The organism is Trichocoleus sp. FACHB-46 (assembly GCF_014695385.1).
GTDB lineage: Bacteria > Cyanobacteriota > Cyanobacteriia > FACHB-46 > FACHB-46 > Trichocoleus.
In genome coordinates this window covers 319823-344684 of the sequence record NZ_JACJOD010000006.1, presented here as the reverse complement: position 1 = coordinate 344684, position 24862 = coordinate 319823, and the positions used below count along the sequence as shown (strand labels likewise).

The following is a 24862-nucleotide window of genomic DNA, read 5'->3' as shown; positions in this document are numbered from 1 at the left end:
GAATTGGCTGAGGAGAAAAAGCTTGGTTTCAACTGAGGGGCAAGGCGATCGCAAACTTCGTTCCTTGACCAGGTTCAGAAGTGAAACTCAAATGGCCTGCGTGTTTTTCTTCCACAATTTGCCGAGCGATCGACAATCCTAAACCTGTACCCTTACCCACGGCTTTGGTCGTGAAGAATGTCTGAAAAGCTCTTGGCTGCAACTCTGGCGGCATCCCCGCTCCGTTGTCAGAGATATAAACAACAATCTGCTGCTCAACCAGAACGGTTTGAATCAAGATCTGGGGTGTAGCGGGTAGCGCTTCCTCCAAAGCATCAATTGCATTGGCCAGAATGTTCATAAACACTTGGTTGAGTAGCCCTAGATAACATTCCACCGGAGGTAATTCACCGTAGTGCTTAACCACCTCAATGGCAGGACGGTGATGCTCCTTACCCGCTACTCGCACACTCCCAGCCTTCAAGCGGTGGCGCAAAATCGTTAAGGTGCTCTCTAAGCCATCATGTAAATCAGCTCGCATTTTCACGGTGGCATCCGAGCGAGAAAAAGTTCTCAAAGAAATTGAGATGTCTTTAATTCTCTCTGTACTCAACTTCATAGAATGGAGCAGCTTTGGCAAATCCTCTAATGCAAACTCAACGTCAATATCGCCTAAGGTTTGCTTCAACTGCAAAGCCGCTTCAGGACAAGCCTGCTGATAAAACTCAATAACCTTCGTGATCTCAGTGACATACTCAAACGCTGGTGCCAAGTTGCTGACAATACAGCCGATGGGATTGTTCAGTTCGTGAGCAATACCCGCGACTAGTTGCCCCAAGGCAGACATTTTTTCACTCTGCACCAGTTGCACTTGGGAGCGTTGCAAATCTTGTAAAGCATTAGAGAGTTCAGCAGTTCGCTCTGTTACCCGCTCCTCTAGCACTTCTGTTGAGTGCTGAAGTTGAGCATTTTTCTCTTCTAAAGCTTTCGTCAGTTGCCGCAGTTGTAAATGAATATTGACCCTAGCCATCACCTCCTGCTCTTCAAAGGGTTTGGTGATGTAGTCTACTGCCCCTAGTGACAGGCCCTTCACCTTACTTTCACTATCCGCCAGAGCCGTCATAAAAATCACGGGAATCGCTTGGGTAGACGGATCAGCTTTCAAGCGAGTACAAGTTTCAAAGCCATCTATTCCTGGCATTTGAATATCTAACAAAATGAGTTCGGGTAATTGTTGCTGAGCAATATTAATGGCGCTGACTCCATCCATTGCTACCCGCACTTTTAGACCTACTTGTTTGAGTGCTTGAGACAACACCGACAAGTTGGTGGAGTTGTCATCCACAATCAAAATGAATCCGGTCGATTGGTCATACATAGCTGATAAGCAGTGTTTGTTAAAAGTGAAGCTGTTAAAGCGGCAATATGAATTTAAGTCAGCAGTCTGGGGCATCACTCTGGCATGGACTGCTTGAGCAAAGTCGTGAGTGCGTTTAGTTCGCAGCCTTCAGCTAGCTCCGCTACTTTGCGGGCAAAGGGAACCAGTTGAGGATCGGCCTGTTCTAGTCGCTGAGCTGTCTCTACAATGCCGTCCAGATCTCCCATCGCTAACAGTTGGTGTAGGTGTTGCAATCCTTCTGCGGCTGGGGGTTTCCAGGTTGAATCTATACTCTCAGCTGGATCGACGGTTGCACCTAGCTGATCCAGCTTATGGTCATAAATCCATTCCAGTTCTAGATAGTGTTGTATCCATTGCAATAAGGTTTCAGTCTGAATCGGCTTGGGTAAAAATTCATTCGCACCCGCTGTCACGCTCCTATATTCATCCGTCTCAAAAGCACTCGCGGAAGAAGCAATCACAGCTATATTTCTGAACTGAGAGAGCTGCCGTAAATGTCTAAGCATTTCAAAGCCATCCATGACTGGCATAACTAAGTCGGTGACGATCAGGTCAGGACGTATAGCAACTGCTGTATCTAATCCTTCTTGGCCATTGTTTGCTTCAATCACCTCGAAACCGATTGGTTCTAGTAGGCTCGCTAAAACAGAACGATTTTCCCAGCGATCGTCAATGACTAGGATTTTGCGTCTGGCTCCCTGATAACCTACAATCGTGCCTTGCTGAGCTGTCCTAGCAGCAGCGGCCCAATTTTTGGCTTCGGGCAGATCTGCATCAAACCAAAATTTGCTGCCTCGGCCAAAGTTGCTTTGTACTTCCAGGCTACTACCCATCAATCCCACAATTTTTTGGCTGATTGCCAAGCCCAGCCCAGTGCCTTCAGATTGCTTTCTGACATCTCCCACTTGCTCGAAGGGTAGGAAGATTTTCTTCACTTGCTCTGGCGTCATCCCTACGCCTGTGTCTTCTACGAGGAAGCGAATTCGCCAAGGAGAGGCATCGGTCTTGAGTTTTGCCGCGTGGCTGTTAGCTCCTGGTATGGCTTGCACTTCCACCCGAAAAGTCACCTTGCCGCTATCAGTAAACTTGATGGCATTTCCCAGCAGGTTGATCAGTACTTGGCGTAGTCGCTTTTCATCAGCTCGAATCCCAGTTGGCAACTCTGCATCTGGCTGATAAACAAAGGCGATTTGTTTCTGCTCTGCCCGAATTCGACAAATTTCGGCAATGCCTTGGAGGAAGGACGGAAAATGGAATTTGCTATGACTCAAATCCATTTTTCGAGCTTCAATTTTGGCTAAATCGAGGATGTCGTTGATTAGCATCAACAAGTGAGAGCCACACTGATGAATAATGCTGATGCCTTTGCGCCCCTTATCGGTCATGGATTCGGTGCGCTGGAGGATTTGGGTGTAGCCGAGAATACCATTGAGGGGAGTGCGTAGCTCGTGGCTCATGTTGGTGAGGAACTCGCTCTTGGCTTTGTTGGCGCTGTCGGCGACTTCTTTGGCATTCTTGAGTTCTGCGGTGCGCTCTTCCACTCGCTGTTCTAAGGCTTGGTTGGTATTTTCTAGCGCTTTAAAGGAGTCTCGTAGTTGTTGGGCCATGCGATTGAAAGATTGAGCCAGAACAGTAAGTTCTTTGACTCCAGAAACCTCGATTTTTTGGTCAAGTTCACCCTGGGCGATCGCCTCTGAAGCTTGACTGAGTCGCAAAATCGGTCGGGTGATCCACCGAGAGGTGTAGATCCCCAGGAGCGTAGCCAACCCCAACGCACCAAGGCAAAGCCAAATCGTGTTGATAGTATTGGCATTGATTTGGCCCATGAAATCTGATTCGGGCATGGCAACTACGACGAGCCAATCTAAGCCCCACTCATCCTGCCAACGGTTCACCTGGACAAACTGACGCTGGCCGTTTAGTCGGAAGTCTAGCTGATGCTGATTTTGAATTGTTTTCAGGTCACCAAAGCGATCGCCTAAATATTTAGAGGTGGCTTGGATGAGAGTGTCTGGGCTTTCTACACCTCGCAGTCTTTGCGGCTTCTCATTTACCACGGAGAAGACAGGGCGATCGCTGGAGCTTGCGACCAAGAAACCATTAGTTTCCAAAATGAAAATTTTGCTGGACTGGCTGACTTGGATTTGTCGTAGGAAATCTCCAATTTGAGATAACCGCTGCTCTACGCCAACACTACCAATCAGCTGGCCCGTTTTGTCATAAATCGGACGACTGGTCGCGATCGACAGGGGATACGAGTTAGTTTCCCATTGGTAAATTTCACTCCATCCTGGCTTACCCGTTTCAACGCCTTTGGCATACCAGCCTTCTTTTTGATATTGGTAATCTTTGGTGCCTGGAAAGGATTGGACTGGTTGACCTTGGTCATTCGTCGCATAGTTATACAGGTCTGTGCTGCCGTAGCGCTTTGGCAATACTAGACTGATATCGGGGTTGCCATGCTTCGGAATTGAAGACTCGCGATAGTACCCAGAGGCGATGAATTCTCCTGTTTTAGAACCGTACAGAATGTAGCCAACGTTATAAATTTTTACCTGTTTAGAGAAAAATTGCGCCAAGCGGTCAGCGTCTGCTGGATTCAGTAGACCTAAATCAATTTGTTCGCCATCGATTTGAGTCAGATACCGAGTGGTGGCCGCATAATTATCGAGGTGCTGATTGACGCGATTACTCACCTCTGTTTCTAATCGGGTTGCCAACTCATTCACCGCTTTTTGTCCGTTTCGCAGTGATAAGTACCCTGTCAGCCCCACCGCTACAAAAATCTGCAGGATGAATGGAACTACCAGAACTGTCCTGAGCGGAACTTTTCCAGAGGCCTTAACTACGGCGTTCGGTATAGAATCAGACAACATAGCTCAGCGACCACTGAAGTCAGGATGTGTTTCTATGGTTCCCACCCTGTCAAAAAACATCCTCACAATTAAGAAAATCTGTATTTATTGTTACTTTCTAGTTTTGAGAAAACCTGTGGCCTGACCGTTTTACCCAAAGCTTAGACTTCCTTTCATAACCATGGCCGATCAAGCTGATATCCGAATTTGTTTTGTCGGAGACTCCTTCGTCAATGGCACTGGCGACCCAGAATGCCTAGGTTGGACGGGTAGAATCTGCGCTGCGGCTAGTCATAATAACTACAACGTCACTTACTACAACCTAGGCATTCGGCGTGAGACTAGTGCGGATATTCGCGATCGCTGGCAGCAAGAAGTAGAGCGTCGTCTTCCAGCAAGTTGCGATCGCCGAGTGGTCTTTTCGTTTGGGGTGAACGATACCACGATCGAAAATGGTAAGCCGCGCGTTGATCCCAGTGACTCGATCAAAAATGCGCGTCAGATTTTGACTGAAGCACGGCGATCGTTGCCTGTGTTGATGGTAGGGCCACCCCCGATAGCTGATGCTGAGCAAAATCAAAGAATTATTGATCTGTCAGGGCAGTTAGGTGCGCTTTGTCAGGGGCTTGAGGTGCCGTTTTTGGAAATTGCGGGTCCACTGCGAAATTCTGAGGTTTGGATTTCAGAGGCGATCGTCAATGATGGGGCACATCCGAGAGCGGCGGGTTATGCGGAGTTGGCGGAGTTGGTGCAGAGTTGGTCGGCTTGGCGGGGTTGGTTTCCTGATCGGGGCTAAACATTGGTTTATGACACGATTCTCTGTGACACGCTCAGGATCTCTGAAACCGACCCTTGGGAGATTCTCCCCCAAACCCCCAATTGAGGGACAGCTGCGTCCCCCAAACCCCCTCCAGAGTGCAAGGCTGTCTCAAGCTAGACTTAGTTCTCTGAGCTTGAGCCGAAGCGGTAGCCTCGACCGTAGACGGTGTGGATGAGGGGGGGTTCGTTTTCGGCTTCGATTTTGCGGCGGAGGAGGCGAATCTGAGCGGCTAGGACGTTGCTGCCTGGTTTTTGGTCGGTGTCACCCCAGAGATATTCGTGGATTTGTTGGTGGGTGAGCAATTGGCCTGGATGCCGCATCAGGTATTCCAACAATTGGCTTTCCTTTTCGGAGAGATCGATCGAGCGACCTTGGCGGTACGCTAACTGGTTTTCGCGATCGAGTTCTAAATCTTCGACTCGCAGGCGGGAGGGTGCGGTGGTGGGTTCTAGGGTGGCGGGGCGACGGAGTAGAGCCCGTACGCGAGCTAGCAGTTCTCGCAGTTCAAAGGGTTTGATGAGATAGTCATCGGCTCCTGCATCTAAGCCTTGGACGCGATCGTCTAGGGTGTCTTTGGCGGTGAGAAACAAAACTGGGGTGGTGTCGCCTTGCGATCGCAACTTCTGGCAAATCTCTAAGCCCGTTTGCTGTGGCAACATCCAGTCCAGAATCAGCAAATCGTAGTGCCCCTGCGTTGCCAAATTTCCCCCTGCGGCTCCGTCATAGGCTACATCAACACCGTATCCTTCTCGTCGCAAAACATGGCTCAGCGGATCGGTAAGTTCTACTTCATCATCTACTAATAGAATTCGCATGAGCAACCAACAGCAATTCGCGATCAGCTTTCAGCTATTATTATCCTGCTGACCGCTGCACGCTGAACGTTTCTATGATTACCGTCGCATTACCCAAAGGTGCCCTGCTCAAGGATGCTATCCGTCTGCTGCAATCGGTTGGACTCGACTTTAGTGCTTTTCTGGACTCGGCCAATCGCCAATTGCAAATTTCAGACCCAACAAACACCGCCAAAGCATTATTGGTCCGGGCGCAGGATGTTCCGGTGTATGTGGAGTATGGGCAGGCACACTTAGGCATTGTGGGTTATGACGTGCTACGTGAGAAAAAGCCGCAGGTGGCTCAACTAATTGACTTGAAGTTTGGCTATTGCCGCCTCTCGGTAGCGGTGAAAGCATCGAGTCCTTACCGTTCGGCTTTGGAATTGTCACCTAACAGCCGGGTTGCGTCTAAGTTTGTCCACTGCGCCCACGATTATTTCCAAAGTTTAGATTTGCCCGTAGAAATCATTCCGCTCTACGGTTCGGTAGAGCTAGGACCGATTACAGGCATGTCTGAGGCGATCGTAGATTTGGTTTCTAGTGGCAAGACGCTGCGCGAAAACGGCTTAATTGAAACTGATATTTTGTTTGAGAGTACCGCCCGGCTGATCGCCCATCCTCTCAGCTACCGCACCAATACAGGCAACCTCCACGATTGGATTGAGAAGTTGCGGGCTGCCAGCTTAGTTAGCGCTTAGCCTTTGAGTTCATTGCCTCAGCTAAATTTGTGGCAGGCTCGACCGCGCTACATTGGAGGGACTTGCCCTTTTCTGGAACTTAACGTTTAGGTCTTAGCATGGCTGGTTCATTGCCTCGAACGGAACAGCGGCGATCGCGCGAAAATGACTGGCGGCTGTTTCTCAGATTAGTGCCTTATGCTCGGCGCAGTGGTCGCTTGCTTGCCACCTCTACGGTGCTTTTGGTGCCGCTGGCGATCGCGGGAGCCATTCAACCCATCATTATTGGGCAGGCGATTTCCTTTATTAAGCAAGAACCAGCAACTTTTGATTTTCTGCAAAACCAGCCACTTCTGGATGGCATCAATATCCTGGCGGGTTTGCTGCTCCTGACGATTGTGGTGCGCCTGGTTTTGGACTCGATCCAAGGCTATTTAGTGCAGAACTTGGGCCAGCAGATTACGGCTGATATCCGGAATGACCTGTTCGATCATGTCACATCGTTAGCGGTGCGCTTCTTTGATCGCACTCCCGTAGGTCGCTTAATCACCCGTCTTACTAGCGACGTGGAAGCCTTGGGTGACGTGTTTGCCACTGGAGCCGTCGGCATTGTCAGCGATCTGTTCAATATGGTCGCGATCGCGATCGCCATGTTCAGTTTGCAATGGCAACTAGCAGCAATTTTGGTGGTGATGCTGTTGCCTGTCACCGGGCTAATTATTTACTTCCAGAAAGAGTATCGCCAAGCCAACTACAAAGCACGAGAAGAACTCTCAGCCCTCAACTCCACGCTGCAAGAAAATATTGTCGGCATCGGCGTGGTGCAACTGTTTCGCCGGGAAAAATTCAACTCGGAATTGTTCCGAAATATTAACCAGCGATATGTCAAAGAAGTAGATCGCACCATTTTTTACGACTCGGCAGTTTCGGCCACCTTGGAATGGGTCTCACTCGTGGCGATCGCGGCAGTGCTTTGGTTGGGTGGCACCTTGATTCTCCAAGGCAATTTAGCCCTAGGTACACTTTCGGCTTTCGTGATCTTTGCCCAGCGCCTCTTTGATCCACTGCGACAATTTGCCGAAAAATTCACAGCGATTCAATCGGGTTTTACCGCAGTTGAACGGATTAGCGACATCTTGAACGAACCCATCGAGATTCGTGATCCTGTCGGAGTCACACCCAAACTCCCCGATGCTGCCACTAGAGGGGAAATTCGTTTCGAGCACGTCTGGTTTGCTTACAAAAACGATGAGTACGTGCTCAAAGACCTGGACTTCACGATTCGTCCTGGAGAGAAAATTGCTCTAGTCGGCCCAACTGGAGCCGGAAAAAGCTCGATTATTCGGCTGCTGTGCCGCTTGTACGAACCCACTCAAGGCCGCATTTTGGTCGATGGCATTGACGTTCGGAATTTGCCTCAACACGAGTTGCGTCAGCACATTGGCGTGATTCTGCAAGACGGCTTCCTCTTCGCCGGAGATGTCAAAGGCAACATTTCTCTGGGCGAAGATTATCCTTTTGCAGATATCCAAGATGCCGCCGAGCGAACCAATGTCGCCAAACTAATTGAGCAATTGCCTCAAGGCTACGACACCATTTTGAGAGAACGGGGCACCAACTTATCGGGAGGCCAGAAACAGCTCCTAGCCTTTGCCCGCGTGGCTATTCGGAGCCCTCAAATCTTGGTGCTAGACGAAGCGACTGCTAGTTTAGATGTCAGTACCGAAGCTTTGATTCAAGAAGCACTAGACCGTTTGCTCGTAGGCCGTACCGCCATTATCATCGCTCACCGACTCTCCACCATTCGCAACGTCGATCGCATCTTTGTACTCAAACGCGGTCAGCTAGTAGAATCCGGTAGTCATGACGAATTACTCGAACTCAGCGGTTTATACGCTAGTCTCTACCGACTCCAAATGCTGGAGTCCTAACACTATTGATACTCTTGAAGATTTTGTCTGAGTAATGTGTTCCCTAAAAGTTGAGACGGTGTAGGGAAGTCGGCCGATGCGGCGGCGATCGATCGCGCTGGGGGAGCGAGAAACTCCAACTCACAGGCCGCAAAAAGCATCAGCCTGGAGTTATAAGTGCTAGAACAGGCTACCAGTTCCGCTTCCCAGGTCTTTTCTGGCAGAGATAGGTCTTCTAGGCCAGTTGAGCTTTGGCTAACTGCGGTCGGCTCTAAGGACTGAAGCCAATCCACATCAACCAAATCGTCAATTTGCAAAGGTTCTAGCGCTACCGTAGCGGTCTCAAGCTGAGTGACTGCCCCTACGTCTACTACAGGCAACCCCAACGAAAGCGAAATACGCTGAGGGGCAATATCAGATTGGAGAGCGATCGCGAGCATGGCAGTGATTGAAACGGTGCAGCCGAGACAAGCTCCGACTGTTAACCACTGCTCCAATTTCATGTTCATTCTGACTTCCCAATCGCAGGTTGATATCTATTGTAGATACAACACCCGATCCGAGAATTCTGTATTCAAACGCCTTAATTTTGTAAAGTTTTTGCCAGTCTAGCGATCGCGCCTGCGTTACAATGTTTTTTCACTCGCCGAGGGATAACCCAAACCCTGACGGAGCAAAGGTCAGCAGTCATCTAACCTCGGTGTTTCCGGCTCTGCTTTTCTGCTTCACCGATGAGCCAGTAACCATAGGAAGTGGTAGCAAAGAAGGTAATCAACAAGAGCCAGTTGGTCGAATTAAATGCGAAGTCCATAAGATTTTCCTAGAGTTTAAGTTTCGGAGAGAATGATCGCTCATTGCAGTAATGTCTGTAAGCCTGCTACTCATCGTTAAGCAAAGTTAACTGCCTCAGTCTTTTCTCGACCTGCCTCTAACAGGTATTCGCCTGCAACACCCAAAAAGTCTAGGCTGACGGGTGCAACTAGCATGACTGCTTCTAGGATTAACTCCACAAATAGCCGTTTCCAATGCTTACGTTGCAATTCCATGGCCTACCTACCTTCTGGGGGTTAGAGTGGGTGGGAGGAGAGCAGGCTTGAGAAGATTGTTATCTGCATCAAGTTGGGTTCATAGTAAAAATTCCAGCTCTGGGTTAAATGCGAGCCTTTACTGAAATCTTGGTCTCCCCCAAATTAGCTCCAGTAAAATCACGAGCCGTATTCTCCGCAGCCTTCACTCAAGAAAAATACCAAAGGCGATCGCTATTACTGAAATACCTTGGATAGCGAAGCCCTTAATTAAGACAACAAACGGGCTGCCAGAATTCCGCCCACAAAACCAAACAAATGCCCCAGCCAAGACACACCACGGCGTGAGGGCAAAATGCCCCAAATCAAGCCACCATAAAACAGGCCCACAAAGAGCGAAATCATGCCAGTCCAAAGACTGCGCTCAAAGTAGCCGTATAAAAGTAAAAACCCCAAGTAACCAAAGATTAAGCCACTCGCTCCTAGATGCACCGAGCGGGGGGCACCAAACAGCCAAACTCCCAACCCACTGACGAGAACGGTTACGGCACTCACCACAAAGAAGTAGTGAATATCTTGGAGCATCACCAGCCAACCTAGAGTCACAAGGGGCATGCTGTTAGCCGCTAAGTGCTTAAAACTGCCATGCAGGAACGGAGCTAGAATAATGCCACTTAGTCCTCTGAGGCTGCGAGGTCGAATGCCAAACCGATTCAAGGCTCCTTGAAAAATCAAAAAGTCAATGATTTCCAAGGCCCAAATTGACAGCAGTAGCCCTCCTAGAATGGTGGCTTGAGTTTCAAAGTTCTGTTCTAAGTCAGGCAGTTGTTCTGAGATTCGATTAATCTCCTGCGTCCAGGCTGGGAGACTGCTACTAGTAGTGCTTAAATTCAGTTTTAATTCCATGCCATCCGCTGCCACTCTACCTTTCCATAGCTTCTACTTAATATCCCGCCACGCTAATTTCGTTGCTAGGGCTGCTGTGCGCAATGTAGCCCTGCAAACTTAATCTGGTTCAGGGCTAGGGAACTCCGCCTATCGACCAATTTCCTTAGGTGGAAGAAAACAGAAACCAGCCAAGCTACAGTGTATTCAACAAGGGAACGGGAAGCGAGCCCAGTCCTCCTCTTACTAGATACTCAGTTAGCCAGATTTCTCCAATACAAAACTTATTAGCCTCTAGACGCCAATCTAGAGGTTATTTTTTGCCCATTTCTTTTGCAACGGCCCGACTGCATCAAAAGAAAAACCCCGGTCCCTGCCGAGGTTTTAGAGAGGAGAAAAATCCGAAATGTTAAATACTTTATTCATTGATACAAGCTCAGGTTGGCCAATTCCTGGAAGATTTCTCTAGTTTTAGGGTAATGGCTCTAGCATCAGAAATAGGCAGATTGGAAGCTCGGCTTAGTAAAGCTTGATTGTCTTTTTGTGCTAACTTCATCCGGATTAGCCCACCTACAAATCGAATCTTCATAAGGAAGATGAAGAATTTATTGACCCCCGGTTCAGCCTACAGGTCTGGGGGCTTTTTTACCATTGAAACTGTTGATGCTTAACCGGCTAAGGTGAAGGACGCTATAGCTATGGATACTCTTAACCTAAAACTTCTTTAGTTAAGGAAAAATTAAGGGAAAGGCGATCGCTTGGAAGCTCATCGTCTAAAATCAACTCTGTAAAATAGGGTTTGCCTCATCTGTTGAAATTAGGCTAGTCTCTATGCTTGCTATGCCCCTCTATACCTAGCTTGACGATACATTTTGTGAAACATCGGCAGAAATTCTTTAATCCACAGGCGGGGATGGCGTCTGTAATATCGTAAAACCAATGGCATAGACAGAGCTGCTTTGAGTTTTTCTTGAACAGATAGTTCACGTCCCAGAGCAGACTGCCACTTGCGAACGTAAATGTTCCACTCTAGAGATACTAAGTCATCTTGTAAGAAGCACCATTTTTGAGCATGAGCTTTGGCAAAGGATTGAAAATGGTGGTCTTCTAACAAAAAGCGCATAAATTGCTGAGTGGCTACAGTTAAATCCTGCACATTGGTAGTGTCTCCATTACTCGTTCCATGCACTCGCCAGCGAAACGTACATGCCTTGCTCACAATCACATCACGCCCTAAACACAATTTCATCAACAAACCACTGTCGCTATGAAATCCCCGAGGGAAGTCAGGATAACCACCGAGGGTGCGAATTTCACTGGTTCGGGCCAAATTAGTGACGAAGCACTTAAAGCCATGCTGGCCTAAGTTCCAGCGACGGATAAAATCTTGCCCTGTCATTAATCCCAGCAGTTTATTGGTGGATGTTGAAATCACTTGGCTAGCGCGATCGATCACCTCTTGGTGGGAAATGGCTACCGATGCACTAGGATGAGCTTCTAAAGCACTGACCAACTCTGAGACATAATTCGGGCTAATTTCATCATCATCACAGAGCAAAACAAAATACTCTCCAGAAGCGGCTTGTATTAATTGGTTAAAGTGTTCTACAACAGGCACGCTGGTAGGATTCTGCCGAAATTTATAAGGCTTGAAGTAGTGCTGACAGACCAGGTCACGAACCTTTGAACCATTCATGCCATTGTCAGAAACAATTAATTCGATATAAGGATAGTCTTGTAAATTGACTGACTTTAAGGCTTCAGACAAATATGCAAGAGACTTATAAACAGGGATTGCAACCGTAACTAATTTGGCTACTGATTGAGACATTGAACAAACTTTAAAGCTTGAGGTAGGTAAGTAAAAGACTTAATTAGGGATTGTAACTACGACTAATTTGGCCTCCGATTAGAACGTTGAAATATCCCCATAGAGTTTTTGCAAAACTCTAGAGTTTCCAATCGAAAAGCTGCTAAGTATAGGCTTCACTTAACAGTGGTCTAAGGACTCAATAGACCACGTTTAATCTAGAGCCTTGTGTTCCTTATACAGTACTTCTCAAACACCAGGCTATGAAAGCTCAGATATTTTACAAAATCCTTACTGACTTAGATACATCGTTTTATAAAGCCCAAACCCGATATTTAATCGAGCCTTCAATTCTACCAATGCACCTAGCTAGATCACCCAACCAGCGCACTCGTGAACCTTTTTGAGAAAGCTGACGAGAGCGTTTCAACAAACGGACCCATTCTAAAAGACCAGATTGCCAAGGTAACGCAGGCATACCCAAAGGTCGGTATTTCTTGTAGAGCAAGACGTTGTAGACTCCCCAGAGCCGAGCTTGCTGAAACCGTTTGGCTAAAGAATCACGGAGACGGTACTGAATCACCACCGTATCCACAAACTTCAGCTCAGTTCCTGCTAGTTGGACTCGCCAGCAGTAATCAGTGTCTTGCAGGCGTAGCATTGTTTCGTCATACCCACCAACAGCTTCGTGAATGGCACGTTTAATGCCCAAATTGCTGCTAGCAGCATGAGGTAAGAACGGAGGATACTTATAGTCCTGCAAGCCTTTTTGCTGCAAAAGAGTACGAGATTTGAGAAGCCAAGGTTCATTAAGCTTGTCAAATTCATGGCGACCGGCAACAAAGTCGTGCTCAGCCAAGGCCTGCCCCATTGCCGCCACCCAACTTTCGGCAACTTCGTCATCCGCATCACAGAAGGCAAGAAACTCTCCTTGAGCCACTTTGGCTCCTGTGTTGCGAGCATGAGCAGCACCAGGTTGATCAGATGCATCAACAATTCGCAGATTTGGAACACGATCTTTGAATTGTTTGGCGATCGCTAGTGAGTTATCGGTTGAACCGTTATCTACAACAATTACTTCCCACTGTTCGGACCACTCCTGCTTTGCCAGTGCCTCTAATTGCACTCCGATCGTGTCAGCCGCATTGAAGCAAGGAACAATTACACTCAGCTTCATAGAAAAATCTTTTAAGGAAATAATCAGAAGATGAGCTGCTAAAGCAATGTAGCAACTTTCACAACTCATACTCAGCGGCTTCCACAGACCTTTAATGCTAAATTACAACACCAAATTTTTCTGGGGATTTGAGTTATTTTACTATCGCTTTAGCTCAAGGTGAACTGGGCTTATGTAGTTGCTGTTGCAAATCACATCCTACAAGCATCAGTAGGATTAGTGTCTAGGCAAAGACTATCGGTGGTGTAGTTGTTGGAGAAGTTAGTGAATCGCGATCGCCCGCAAGTACACCTATTTTTGAGCGCATGCCTCTAGATTTCAGGTCTTGAGGCATGCAGGGTTTTGCCGATTTGGTTTACGAAACTGTTGCAGGTACCTTTGCAGCAACCCCAAAGTAAGCATTCTGTTCGGCTCGGAGCTTGTCAGAGAGGCGACCTTCGGGCAGTTCTACGTCATCGTAGGTGAGCACTTGGTCTTTGAGCACATCCCGCTTCAAACGGCAGCCTTCGGCCAAGCCCATTGGCAGCAGGTTTTGAGCCTGAGTGACATCAGAATTTTCGCACTGGCCGTAGGTCATGTAGAAGCCGATGCCATCCAGGGTTTCTCCTGCTTTCAGGTCAATTTTGGCAGTGGTGACTACATCCACGACAGGACTACCCAAAGGAGCCATGACGGGATCTTGGAACAGCACGGCGCGAGCTACTGAGAGAGGAACTTCAAAGTGGCAGAGGTGGTAGGGCGTGTAAAAACTGTAGAGAGGGCCTTCACCCAACTTGTACAGGTTGAGGTAGTGCTGCTGTTTGGGGTCATCGTGGGTGCCGAAGACAAACACCCCTGGACCTGGTTTAGTACCAACCACATAGTCCACAATGCCACCCAATTCTTTGAGTTGATCTACATCGTACATGTTGGTCATTTCGTCTACATGACCTGTGTAGTCGTAGCCCAACATGCCGCGCTTAGCAACTTTCATACCCGTTGCGTTTGCCACGATCGCCTGCTCAAAGGAGATCTTGCTACCATCGGCAAAACTGGTGACCATGTGGGCTTTTTGGCCCCAGCGTTTGGCAAAGCCTTCTTGAGTGGTGGGGTTGCGGTAGGGGTCTTGCAAACCTTTGATGTTGCCGCACAGCAGGGGAGTTAAGCCAATGCTCTTGACGAAGCGGTACAGGTTCATCTGCACACCTGGTTGGTCGCCATCACAGGCGGAGAGAATCACACCTTCTCGGTCAGCATAGACTTTGAGGATGGGGCCGATGGTGCCGTCAAGCTCGGCATTCATCAAGATCACATGCTTGTGGTGGGCGATCGCTTCCAGCACCACTTGAGCGCCAAATTCGATCGTGCCTGTAACTTCGATGAGTGCGTCAATGCCTTCGGCTTGGCACAACAGCATCGCGTCATCGGTAACCGCATACTGACCTTGGGCGATCGCAGATTCTAGATCAGTGACCGTATTCACCACGCGAACATCGGTGATACCTGCTTCGGTATAAGCGCGTTTGGCTCCGTCCAGGTTGCGGTTGAAGATGGCGACTAACTCCATCCCTGGCACCGAGTTAGCAATTTGGTTGGCAATGCCTCGGCCCATGAATCCAGCACCGATCATGCCGACTCGGACGGGGTTGCCTGCTTCAGCGCGGGCTTGTAACGCGCGATCGACAATAATCATGCCTGTGCTCCTACCATTACCGTTTCAAACAAGGGCCAAGATTGGTCTTTTTCCGAAATTTCTGTGACGGGCAAAGGCCATTCAATTTTGAAAAATGGGTCGTTATACCGCAAACCCCGCTCGTAGCCAGGGGTGTAGAATTCCCCTACTTGGTAAATCACTTCTGCTCCATCGGTCAGCGCTTGATAGCCGTGAGCAAACATTTCAGGCACATACAGCGCCCGACGGTTTTCTGCGGTCAGCTCAATGCCAAAGTGTACTAAATAGGTGGGAGAGTCTGGACGCATATCAATGATCACGTCATAGATTCCCCCCTGGGTGCAGCGAATCAGTTTGGTTTCAGCAGCGGGAGGAGTTTGATAATGCATCCCGCGCAACGTCCCCTGCTTATGGTTGTAGGAGAGATTGCACTGTGCCACAGTGGGCTTGAGACCGTGGTCTTCAAACTCTTTGGCACAGAAGGTACGAGCAAAGAAACCGCGATGGTCGTTGCGGTGTTCTAGGTCAATGACAAAGGCACCCTTGAGTGGCGTTTCGGTGAATAGCATTACTGTCTCCAGAAGAAATCTTGGTCAATTTGCTGCGTCCGCAGGAGATATTCCAACTGTTTTAGGCGGGTGAAGCCTCTAGATAGGAAGGTGGCTTCATCCATGTCGATTTGGTTAAACAAATCAAACAATTGTTGAGCACCGCGTCGGGCATCCCACTCACACTTAAAGCCAGGCAGGATGGTGTTGATCTTCTCGAAAGAAACGCGATAGCTGCGATTATCCGCAACATTGGCACCAAAGCTGAGCTGACATCCGGTGAAGATATCCGCGACGATTTCCGCAATCTCTTTGACGCGATAGTTATGCGCCGTATCCCCAACGTTGAAGATTTGGTTGTGGATAATATCGCGGGGAGCTTCCAGGACGCAGAGAAGAGCTTTAGCAATGTCCAAGGCGTGAACCAAAGGCCGCCAAGGAGTCCCATCGCTGATCATCTTGATTTCTTTGGTTGTCCAAGCCAGACCCGCTAGGTTGTTCAGCACGATGTCGAAGCGCATCCGAGGCGAAGCCCCAAAAGCGGTAGCGTTCCGCATGAAGGTGGGGGAAAAATTGTCGTCCGCCATTGGCTGCAAGTCGCGCTCTACCAAGGTTTTACAGATGGCATAAGCGGTCTGAGGATTGACTTCTGACTCCTCCGTGACATCTTGTCCCGTCGCTACGCCGTAGACGCTGCAAGAAGACATATAGACAAAGCGGCGCACGCCAGCAGCTTTCGCCAATTCTGCTAAGCGGACGGAGCCTTTGTGGTTGATGTCGTAGGTGATGTTGGGGGAGAGCTGTCCGGTGGGGTCGTTAGACAGTTCCGCCATGTGAACGATCGCATCGACGCCTTGCAAATCTTCAGCGGTGATGTGACGAATATCTTTGTTGAGGGTTTTAGCGGTAAGGTCGGTGGCATTGTAGAGCCAGCCAACTTTGTAATATCCAGTGTCTACCCCAATCACCTCGTGACCGTGCTTCATTAACAGCGGCGCAAACAGAGAGCCGAGATATCCTTCTGTGCCAGTAACCAATACTTTCATGGGTGTCAAAATCCTATACGCTTAAAGCTGCCTGAAGATGTTGCGGTTGGGGAATTTGAGCGGCGATCGCCTTACCAATCTCTAAAGAAGAGGTGGCCGCTGGAGAGGGAGCATTGCAAACATGGATGGAATTGGGGCCAGGGACAATCAGAAAATCATCCACTAGTTTTCCGTCATTCATTAAAGCTTGTGCCCGCACGCCTGCATGGGTAGGAATCAAATCCTCAGAGCGCACTTCCGGAATTAGCTTTTGCAAACTGCGAACAAAGGCAGCTTTACTAAAGGAGCGAATAATCTCCTGGATGCCTTCGTCCGCATGTTTAGCGGCGAGCTTCCAGAAAGCAGGATAAGTCATGACTTCGGCAAAGTCTCGCAAGTCAAAATCGGTTTTCTTGTATCCTTCGCGCTTGAGGCTGAGAACCGCGTTAGGACCCGCATGCACCGTACCGTCGATCATCTTGGTGAAGTGAACGCCCAAGAAGGGAAAGGCAGGGTTGGGCACAGGATAGATCAGCGTTTTAACCAAGTAGCGCTTTTCGGGCACCAGTTCGTAGTATTCACCCCGGAAGGGCACAATCTTAGCTTTGGGGTCGGCTTGGCCCATTTTAGCCACGCGATCGCTGTGCAACCCCGCACAATTCACTACAAACCGCGTTTCAAATTCGCCTTGATTGGTTTCGAGCACCTGGCGATCGCCTTTCTGGACAATCTTGGTGACTTTCGTATTCAGCCGCAAGTCACCGCCCTGAAGCCGAATTAGATCGACATACTTGAGGCAAACCTGTTTGTAGTTGACAATCCCCGTCGTGGAAACGCGAATCCCAGCGATGCAGCTCACGTGAGGCTCAACTTCCCGGACTTCTTCAGCGCTGATTTTGGTAACGTTCAAGCCGTTCTCTAAACCGCGCTGATAAAGATTTTCCAGGCGGGATAGTTCGCTCTCGTCTGTTGCAACAATGACCTTGCCACAGACTTCGTGAGCGATGCCGTGCTCTTGGCAAAATTCCACCATTGAGCGACTGCCATCGCGACAGAACTTCGCCTTGAAGCTGCCTGGTTTGTAATAAATCCCGGAGTGGATCACACCACTGTTATTGCCCGTTTGGTGAAAGGCCCAATTACTTTCCTTCTCTAGGACCAAAATCTTGGCATCTGGATATTTGCGGCCTAACGCCATCCCAGTGGAAAGGCCAGCAATACCGCCGCCAATTATCGCGAAATCATACATAAAGCTATTTGCCCCTGAGCTGAGCCTTTAACGTTTGCATCTGTAAGGTAAGGAGTGGCTACCACACTTTCCAAGGAGCCTTACCACTCTTCCACAGCTCTTCTAGATATTGCTTGTCTCGCAACGTATCCATCGGCTGCCAAAAGCCATTGTGTCTATAGGCCGAAAGCTCGCCATCGGAAGCTAACTTCTGAAGCGGCTCTTTTTCCCAAATTGTCGAGTCGCCTGCGATGTAGTCAATCACTTCCGGCTCCAAAACAAAGTAGCCACCGTTGATCCAAGCGCCATCCCCTTCCGGCTTTTCTTGAAAATTTTCGATTTTGTTTTGCTCTGAGCCCAAGCAAATAGCACCAAAACGTCCAGGTGGTTGGGTTGCGGTTAGAGTCGCCAGAGTTTTCTGAGATTTATGAAACTCTACTAACTCCTGAACATTAACATTACTAACGCCGTCGCCATAGGTAAAGCAAAAGGTTTCGTTGCCAATATGCTCTCTCACCCGTTTCAGCCGACCGCCCGTAAGGGTGTCTTCTCCGGTATCTACTAGGGTCACCCGCCAAGGCTCGGCATAACCACAATGCACGTTCATTTGGTTAAAGCGCATGTCAAACGTGACATCAGACATGTGCAAAAAGTAGTTAGCAAAATATTCTTTAATGACGTAGCCTTTGTAACCGCAGCAAATAATGAAGTCGGTGATGCCATGAGCCGAGTAAGTCTTCATAATGTGCCAAAGGATCGGCCGACCGCCAATTTCCACCATTGGTTTAGGCTTAATGGTCGTTTCCTCGCTGAGACGAGTTCCGAGTCCGCCAGCCAAGATCACGGCTTTCATAGGGTAACCCCGTAGTTTTCAAGAAGACCAGTTGGTGCGTTTTTGTGCTTTCACGTAGACCGATAAGCGTTGAGACGGGAACACAAACCGAAGCACTATACCTCTGCGTAGTAATACTAGCCAAAGGTGAAGCGATCTACTGTAAAAATCTGGTGAATTCATTAGGGTTTTGTGTGAAAACTCAAAGAAACCATTTACACAGGTTCGCCCTGTTAGAGAACCTATAGGTTGGCCAACCTTGCAACTCTGTTCCCAGGCGAGGATTGCAGGTGGTTGATCACACCTCTCCTCAAAGAATCCAATAGAGAAGGGCAATTTGTATTTTTCAGATTAGCCAGTTAGCCTTGCCAGTTTTGCGTAACCTTACGCTAAAAGTATGAAGGCTCAGTAAAAAGTATTAGGCGATCGCAAAGAAAGAATAAATTTATACGATTTGCACTAGTTATAATCGCGTAGATAAAACTAGCATATAGCAGGTAAACCGCACAGCGAGCAAACCCAAGGACGAAGACATATATTTCAGAAGCGGCATAAGTCTAGAGATTGGATGAGCGGAATGCTTCAAAAATCTACTGAAGCATCCATATGAATTTTATGAACTTGGCTATAAGTCTGGGTGCTAGTCCGTACACATATAAACACAGCTTCACATTTATAGAGCTAGCGCTACTAAAACCTAGAAGCGCAACGTTGCACTGCTCTTACACGTGATTGAGACATCTTTAATGCAGTCAGTTAAACACGTTTAAACGTGTCCATCTGTGGTGGGTTAACAGGGGGAATTCCGAACTTATGGCATCTGATTCTTGGAACATTACGAACGAGGAAACGACTCAAGCAAGTCAGGGTGAACCGCCCCTTTCTAACCTCTTATTCGATTCGTTTTTTTACCTTAAGCAAAATGCAGATGTTAGAGCAGCCATTGCCAGCGGTGCTATAAAAAGCGCTTGGGACCATTTTGTGAATTTTGGTCAGTATGAAAACCGCAATGCCAGCGCCTTATTTGACCCCACCTTCTATCTAGAACAAAACCTTGATGTTAAGGCAGCCATTGCCAGCGGTGCTATAAAAAGCGCTTGGGACCATTTTGTGAATTTTGGTCAGTATGAAAACCGCAATGCCAGCGCCTTATTTGACCCCACCTTCTATCTAGAACAAAACCTTGATGTTAAGGCAGCAGTTGAAAACAACATATTCACAAGCGCCTGGCACCACTTCGTCTCGTTCGGCCAGTACGAGGAGCGGGCTCCCAGCACCTTGTTTGACCCCACCTTCTATCTAGAACAAAACCTTGATGTTAAGGCAGCAGTTGAAAACAACATATTCACAAGCGCCTGGCACCACTTCGTCTCGTTCGGCCAGTACGAGGAGCGGGCTCCCAGCACCTTGTTTGACCCCACCTTCTATCTAGAACAAAACCTTGATGTTAAGGCAGCAGTTGAAAACAACATATTCACAAGCGCCTGGCACCACTTCGTCTCGTTCGGCCAGTACGAGGAGCGGGCTCCCAGCACCTTGTTTGACCCCACCTTCTATTTAGAACAAAACCCTGATGTTAAGGCAGCAGTTGAAAACGGCGAGATTGGTAGTGCCTTAGATCACTTTGTCATATTCGGTTTTGAAGAGAATCGACTGGGTACTCAACCAAGGAACCCTATTGAGGTCACTGCTCCGACGGCCAATCTATCATCTGACGATATCACCATTAATCTTACTAATACTTTTACAGTCACCTATACCGATAATGTCGCAATCGATGTAGCCAGCATTGATGGAAGTGACATTCGAGTTGTTGGCCCCAACGGTTTCGAACAATTGGCAACGCTGGTAAGTGTTGATGCTGCGGATAATGATAGTTCTGCGAGGGCTACTTATCAATTTATGACCCCCGGAGGCATCTGGGATGCTGCTGATAGTGGTATCTACAGCTTTAGCGTTCAACCCGGTCAAGTTGCTGATATCAACGGTAATTTTGTTCAACCTGCTGGGCTAGCAGCGATCGCGATTGATAATGGCCCGATCAATGGCACCCCAGCCAACAACACGCTCAACGGAAATATTTTCAACAACATCATCAATGGTTTGGCAGGGGACGACATCCTTAATGGGAATAAGGGCGATGATTTGCTCGATGGCGGCGCTGGTAGTGACACATTCGACGGTGGCGACGGCATTGATACCGTCAGCTATGCCCTATCAACCAGCGGCATTAGTGCCAACCTGCGGCAGGGAACTGCCACTACGATTCTGCGGATTATGCCGTTGGGTGATTCCATCACTCACGGGATGCCGACTTCTAACCCTTTGGCTTACCCAGGGGCTTACCGAATTCCGCTCTGGAGAAAGTTTCAAGCAGACTCCATCTTGATAGATTTTGTGGGCTCTCAAAAGAATGGGGGCAAGAGTGAGAACTCAGATAGTCCCACAGGCTTTGACCAAGACCACGAAGGCTACCCTGGAAAGAAAATTAATGAGATTGCCACGTCCACCCAGGTCAATCTGAATCCACGCTTACAAGAGCTGAAGCCAAATGTAATCTTGCTGACGATCGGAACGAATGACGCCATGTCTAATCGCAGCGTCAATCAAATGAAAAGTGACTTGAGTAATTTGATTGATCAGATTACCACCCAGCAGCCCAATGCTCAGTTGTTTGTCGCAACGATTCCGCCTATCAATCCGGAGCGCAGCCCAACTGCGGCAGAAAAAGCGATCGCCTTTAACAGAGATCTTCCGAGTTTAATCAGTGCTAAAGCTGCTGCTGGCAAAAATGTCCTTTTTGTAGACACCGTTAAGGGTGTCGATGGTCGCAGTGGCACCTCAGATGACTTGAAACTCTCTGACATTGTCGCGGATGGCCTCCATCCTAATGAGGGAGGCTACAACAAAACCGCCAATACTTGGTATGAAGCACTTTCCGACAACATCACGATCGATCGCGACACCTTCAAAAGTGTCGAGAATCTCCTCGGTAGTGACTTTGATGATGTCTTGGTCGGCAGTTCTGGTACCAATGTGCTCAACGGAGGAGCGGGCAACGACAAGATTCTGGGCGGGGGTGGTGATGACACCTTTATCGGCGGTGCAGGGAGCGATGTATATGGTGTTGGGATAGATGGCAAACCGACCATTCTCGATTTCCAGAATGATCAAGACTTGCTGGGCTTAACAAATGGCCTCCAGTTCAGTCAACTCACGATCGCGCAGGGCCTAGGGGATAACGCTAATCACACCCTGATTAGCCTGACTTCAAACGGCCAATTGTTAGCTTCCTTAATGGGTGTGCAGGCTACCAATATTACGACTACTGACTTCACAACCGCATAAAGACGAATCAAGGCTAAGAGAGCCAACTCATCCCTCTTTTAGTCTCTGCTTGCAGTCTCAGATATCAAAGGCGATCGCTGACCTGAGAGCCACTAAAAATACTGAGACTTAGGCTAACTGACAACCATTATTTCGGAGATTTCCACATGCCACCCATTCGAATTGAAGCTGAAAACTACACGGGTTATTACGACACCACAACTGGCAACTCCGGTAGTGTCTATCGCACTGACAATGTTGATATTCAAGCTACCACTGATGTGGGAGGTGGTTACAACGTTGGTTGGACTAAATCTGGCGAATGGCTGACCTATAACTTTGAGCTAACAGAAGCTGGGTTCTATGATCTGACGACTCGGGTTGCCTCTGGTACAAGCGGCACCAAAACATTACGAATTCTCATTGACGGTGTAGACGTAACTGGCAGCCTCAGTTTTACAGATGCCTCTGGCTGGCAATCTTGGCGTGACCTCACCAAGCAGGGGCTGAACTTGAGTGCTGGTCAGCACGAAATGCGAGTTGAAATGGTGACTGGTAATCTTAATTTCAACTACATCGAACTTACCCCTGCTGTTAGTGTTACCGATGCGATCGCTCCAACTGCCAGTTTGACTGCAACCAACGTCACTACGGCGGGAGCTGCTGATTACACCTTTACGGTTACTTATCAAGATAACCAAGCGATCGACCTGGCTAGCTTGAGTGATGGCGATGTCATTGTTACGGGACCCAACGGATTTCAGCAAGCATCGACTCTCGTCAGCGTCAATACCACAGGGAATGGGAGTCCCCGCACTGCCACCTATCGAATTACTGCTCCAGGCGGTTCCTGGGATGACGCTGACAATGGCACCTACGCGATCGCGATTCAAAGTAATCAGGTCCGCGATACCAGCGGCAACGCTGTAATTGCCAGCAACTTAGGCAGCTTTCAAGCGACTGTAGCCGCTCAGACCGGTGGGATTGCGCTACCAGGTCGAGTCCAAGCCGAAGACTATATCAGCTCTTCTGATACCACAACTGGTAACTCAGGGGCAGTTTACCGCAACGACAACGTAGACATTGAAGCAACGGTAGATATCGGTGGTGGTTATAACATTGGCTGGGTCAAGGCTGGAGAGTGGCTGACCTACGACATTAATGTGGCTCAAACTGGATTTTATGACCTCACTGCTCGTGTCGCTTCTGCGGCTGTAGGGACCAAATCTCTTCGCATCAAAATTGATGGGCAGGATATGGGGACACTGAGTCTTACAGATGCGTCTGGGTGGCAGTCTTGGCAGAACATTACTAAAGCAAATGTCAATTTGACGGCTGGTCGTCACCAATTGCGGGTTGAGATGCTAACCGATAGCCTTAACCTCAATTACATCGACTTTACCCCAGTTCCCGTGGGACGCATCAATGGTACTAACTCGGCAGAAACCCTCAATGGGGATGCTCTTGACAATATCATCAGTGCTTTTGGGGGCAATGACATTCTCAATGGCGGTGAGGGCAACGATCTGCTGAATGGTGGTTTCGGTAGTGATGCGCTAGATGGCGGTTTGGGAAACGACACAGCCAGTTATGCTCAATCCAGTAGCGGTGTTAGCGCCAATTTGGCGACCGGGCTGGCTAGTGCCATTCTGCGGATTATGCCTCTAGGCGACTCCATTACTCACGGGATGCCTCCTTCTAACCCACTCGCTTATCCAGGGGCTTACCGAATTCCTTTATGGGAGCGATTCAAGACAGACTCGATTCCTCTGGATTTCGTTGGGTCTCAGCGCAATGGCAGTCTGAGCGAAAACCCTGATAGTCCTGATGGCTTTGACCAAGACCATGAAGGATACCCTGGAAAGAAAATTAGTGAGATTGCCACGTCCACCCAGGTCAATCTGAATCCACGCTTACAAGAGCTGAAGCCAAATGTAATTTTGCTGACGATCGGAACGAATGACGCCATGTCTACACGTTCGGTTGATCAGATGAAGAGCGATCTGGGCAAGCTCATTGACCAAATTACAAGCCAGCGTCCTGATGTGCAGTTGTTGGTTTCTACTATTCCCCCGATTAACCCAAGTCGCAGTTCTACCGCAGCTCAAAAAGCGATCGCCTTTAACAACAGTTTGCCGACAATCATCAGCACCAAAGCGGCTGCGGGCAAGAAGGTAGCGCTGGTGGACACAATTAAGGGCAATGATGGGCAGAGTGGAACGGCTGACGACTTAGTGGTGAGCGATTTGGTCTCAGACGGCTTACATCCCAATGAGAGCGGCTATAACAAGATTGCCAACACCTGGTATGACGCCATCTTCAAGAATGTCACGATCGATCGCGATTCCTTCAACAGCATCGAAAATCTGACTGGCAGTGACTTTGACGATATCCTTGTCGGCAACAATGAGGCCAATGTTCTGGAAGGTAGCAGTGGCAAAGATCAGCTCACAGGTATGAGTGGTGCGGATACCTTTGCCTACCGAAACCTTTTGGAGGCTGGGGACATAATTACTGACTTTGCAGCGAATGATCTACTACAAGTTTCTGCGGCGGGCTTTGGCGGCGGGTTAGTGGCAGGTGTAGCTTTGAGTGCGGCGGAGGCTGCAACTGGTGTCTTTGTCAGTGGAAGTAATCCAACTGCGATCGGTAGCAGTGCTAACTTCCTCTACAACGCAACGAATGGGGTTCTGAGCTTTGACCAAGACGGCGTAGGAAGCGGTACGGCTGTCGCGATCGCCACGTTCAACACACTCCCCTCTCTATCGGCGAATCAGTTTATGATTACGGCCTAGCTCGAATCATTCTCTTTTCACCATCAGGCAGTATACCTCGTACGTGTGGCCAACTGCCTGATGTAAATTTAGTTTATGAATTG

Annotated in this window: 18 protein-coding genes; 5 read left to right on the top strand and 13 right to left on the bottom strand. The window is 48.6% G+C overall.

What is annotated here, in order from left to right:
* Nucleotides 1-28: 28 nt before the first annotated feature.
* Entirely contained in the window at nt 29-1357 is a 1329-nt protein-coding gene (locus H6F72_RS01835) for a response regulator (RefSeq protein ID WP_190431322.1), read from the bottom strand.
* A gap of 74 nt (nt 1358-1431) precedes the next feature.
* Nucleotides 1432-4254: a hybrid sensor histidine kinase/response regulator gene (locus H6F72_RS01830; RefSeq protein ID WP_190431321.1), complete on the bottom strand. Its 2823-nt coding sequence runs from the start codon at nt 4252-4254 to the stop codon at nt 1432-1434.
* A gap of 160 nt (nt 4255-4414) precedes the next feature.
* On the opposite strand from H6F72_RS01830, the gene H6F72_RS01825 reads away from it, so the two are divergent.
* On the top strand, nt 4415-5029 hold the full coding sequence (locus H6F72_RS01825) for a GDSL-type esterase/lipase family protein (protein ID WP_190431320.1): 615 nt from the start codon (nt 4415-4417) through the stop codon (nt 5027-5029).
* A 143-nt stretch (nt 5030-5172) separates the two neighbouring features.
* Here the strand turns inward: H6F72_RS01825 and rppA are convergent, their stop codons facing one another.
* Nucleotides 5173-5868 carry a two-component system response regulator RppA gene (gene rppA / locus H6F72_RS01820; RefSeq protein ID WP_190431319.1) on the bottom strand — a complete coding sequence of 232 codons (696 nt, stop codon included), beginning with the start codon at nt 5866-5868 and terminating at the stop codon, nt 5173-5175.
* A gap of 74 nt (nt 5869-5942) precedes the next feature.
* On the opposite strand from rppA, the gene hisG reads away from it, so the two are divergent.
* Nucleotides 5943-6587: an ATP phosphoribosyltransferase gene (hisG, locus tag H6F72_RS01815; RefSeq protein ID WP_190431318.1), complete on the top strand. Its 645-nt coding sequence runs from the start codon at nt 5943-5945 to the stop codon at nt 6585-6587.
* Nucleotides 6588-6685: 98 nt separating this feature from the next.
* On the top strand, nt 6686-8497 hold the full coding sequence (locus H6F72_RS01810) for an ABC transporter ATP-binding protein (RefSeq protein ID WP_190431317.1): 1812 nt from the start codon (nt 6686-6688) through the stop codon (nt 8495-8497).
* A 2-nt stretch (nt 8498-8499) separates the two neighbouring features.
* On the opposite strand, the gene H6F72_RS01805 is transcribed toward H6F72_RS01810, so the two are convergent.
* The 10 genes from H6F72_RS01805 to rfbF all read right to left on the bottom strand — a co-directional run bounded on the left by H6F72_RS01805 (nt 8500) and on the right by rfbF (nt 18678).
* Nucleotides 8500-8985 (bottom strand): hypothetical protein, encoded by a 486-nt coding sequence (locus tag H6F72_RS01805; RefSeq protein ID WP_190431316.1) that lies wholly within the window; start codon nt 8983-8985, stop codon nt 8500-8502.
* A 378-nt stretch (nt 8986-9363) separates the two neighbouring features.
* A complete protein-coding gene (locus tag H6F72_RS01800; protein ID WP_190431315.1) occupies nt 9364-9522 on the bottom strand; it encodes a hypothetical protein in 159 nt (52 codons plus the stop codon).
* Nucleotides 9523-9771: 249 nt separating this feature from the next.
* Nucleotides 9772-10407, bottom strand: coding sequence for a rhomboid family intramembrane serine protease (locus H6F72_RS01795; protein ID WP_190431314.1), 636 nt, complete (start codon nt 10405-10407; stop codon nt 9772-9774).
* An 817-nt stretch (nt 10408-11224) separates the two neighbouring features.
* Nucleotides 11225-12217 carry a glycosyltransferase family A protein gene (locus tag H6F72_RS01790; protein ID WP_190431313.1) on the bottom strand — a complete coding sequence of 331 codons (993 nt, stop codon included), beginning with the start codon at nt 12215-12217 and terminating at the stop codon, nt 11225-11227.
* A gap of 292 nt (nt 12218-12509) precedes the next feature.
* Complete coding sequence (locus tag H6F72_RS01785) at nt 12510-13442, bottom strand: glycosyltransferase family 2 protein (RefSeq protein WP_242016727.1); 933 nt, start codon at nt 13440-13442, stop codon at nt 12510-12512.
* Between the two features lie 286 nt (nt 13443-13728).
* Nucleotides 13729-15045 (bottom strand): NAD(P)H-dependent oxidoreductase, encoded by a 1317-nt coding sequence (locus H6F72_RS01780; protein WP_190431312.1) that lies wholly within the window; start codon nt 15043-15045, stop codon nt 13729-13731.
* Nucleotides 15042-15593 (bottom strand): dTDP-4-dehydrorhamnose 3,5-epimerase, encoded by a 552-nt coding sequence (gene rfbC, locus H6F72_RS01775; RefSeq protein WP_190431311.1) that lies wholly within the window; start codon nt 15591-15593, stop codon nt 15042-15044. The genes H6F72_RS01780 and rfbC overlap by 4 nt, the downstream gene beginning before the upstream one ends.
* Nucleotides 15593-16618, bottom strand: a complete 1026-nt coding sequence (locus H6F72_RS01770) for an NAD(P)-dependent oxidoreductase (RefSeq protein ID WP_190431310.1) — start codon at nt 16616-16618, stop codon at nt 15593-15595. The genes rfbC and H6F72_RS01770 overlap by 1 nt, the downstream gene beginning before the upstream one ends.
* A 13-nt stretch (nt 16619-16631) precedes the next feature.
* Nucleotides 16632-17846, bottom strand: coding sequence for an L-2-hydroxyglutarate oxidase (gene lhgO, locus H6F72_RS01765; protein ID WP_190431309.1), 1215 nt, complete (start codon nt 17844-17846; stop codon nt 16632-16634).
* A gap of 58 nt (nt 17847-17904) precedes the next feature.
* Nucleotides 17905-18678, bottom strand: coding sequence for a glucose-1-phosphate cytidylyltransferase (gene rfbF, locus H6F72_RS01760; protein WP_190431308.1), 774 nt, complete (start codon nt 18676-18678; stop codon nt 17905-17907).
* Between the two features lie 792 nt (nt 18679-19470).
* On the opposite strand from rfbF, the gene H6F72_RS01755 reads away from it, so the two are divergent.
* Nucleotides 19471-22005 carry a GDSL-type esterase/lipase family protein gene (locus tag H6F72_RS01755; protein WP_190431307.1) on the top strand — a complete coding sequence of 845 codons (2535 nt, stop codon included), beginning with the start codon at nt 19471-19473 and terminating at the stop codon, nt 22003-22005.
* A 146-nt stretch (nt 22006-22151) separates the two neighbouring features.
* Entirely contained in the window at nt 22152-24779 is a 2628-nt protein-coding gene (locus tag H6F72_RS30935; RefSeq protein ID WP_190431306.1) for a carbohydrate-binding domain-containing protein, read from the top strand.
* The last annotated feature ends 83 nt before the right edge of the window (nt 24780-24862 follow it).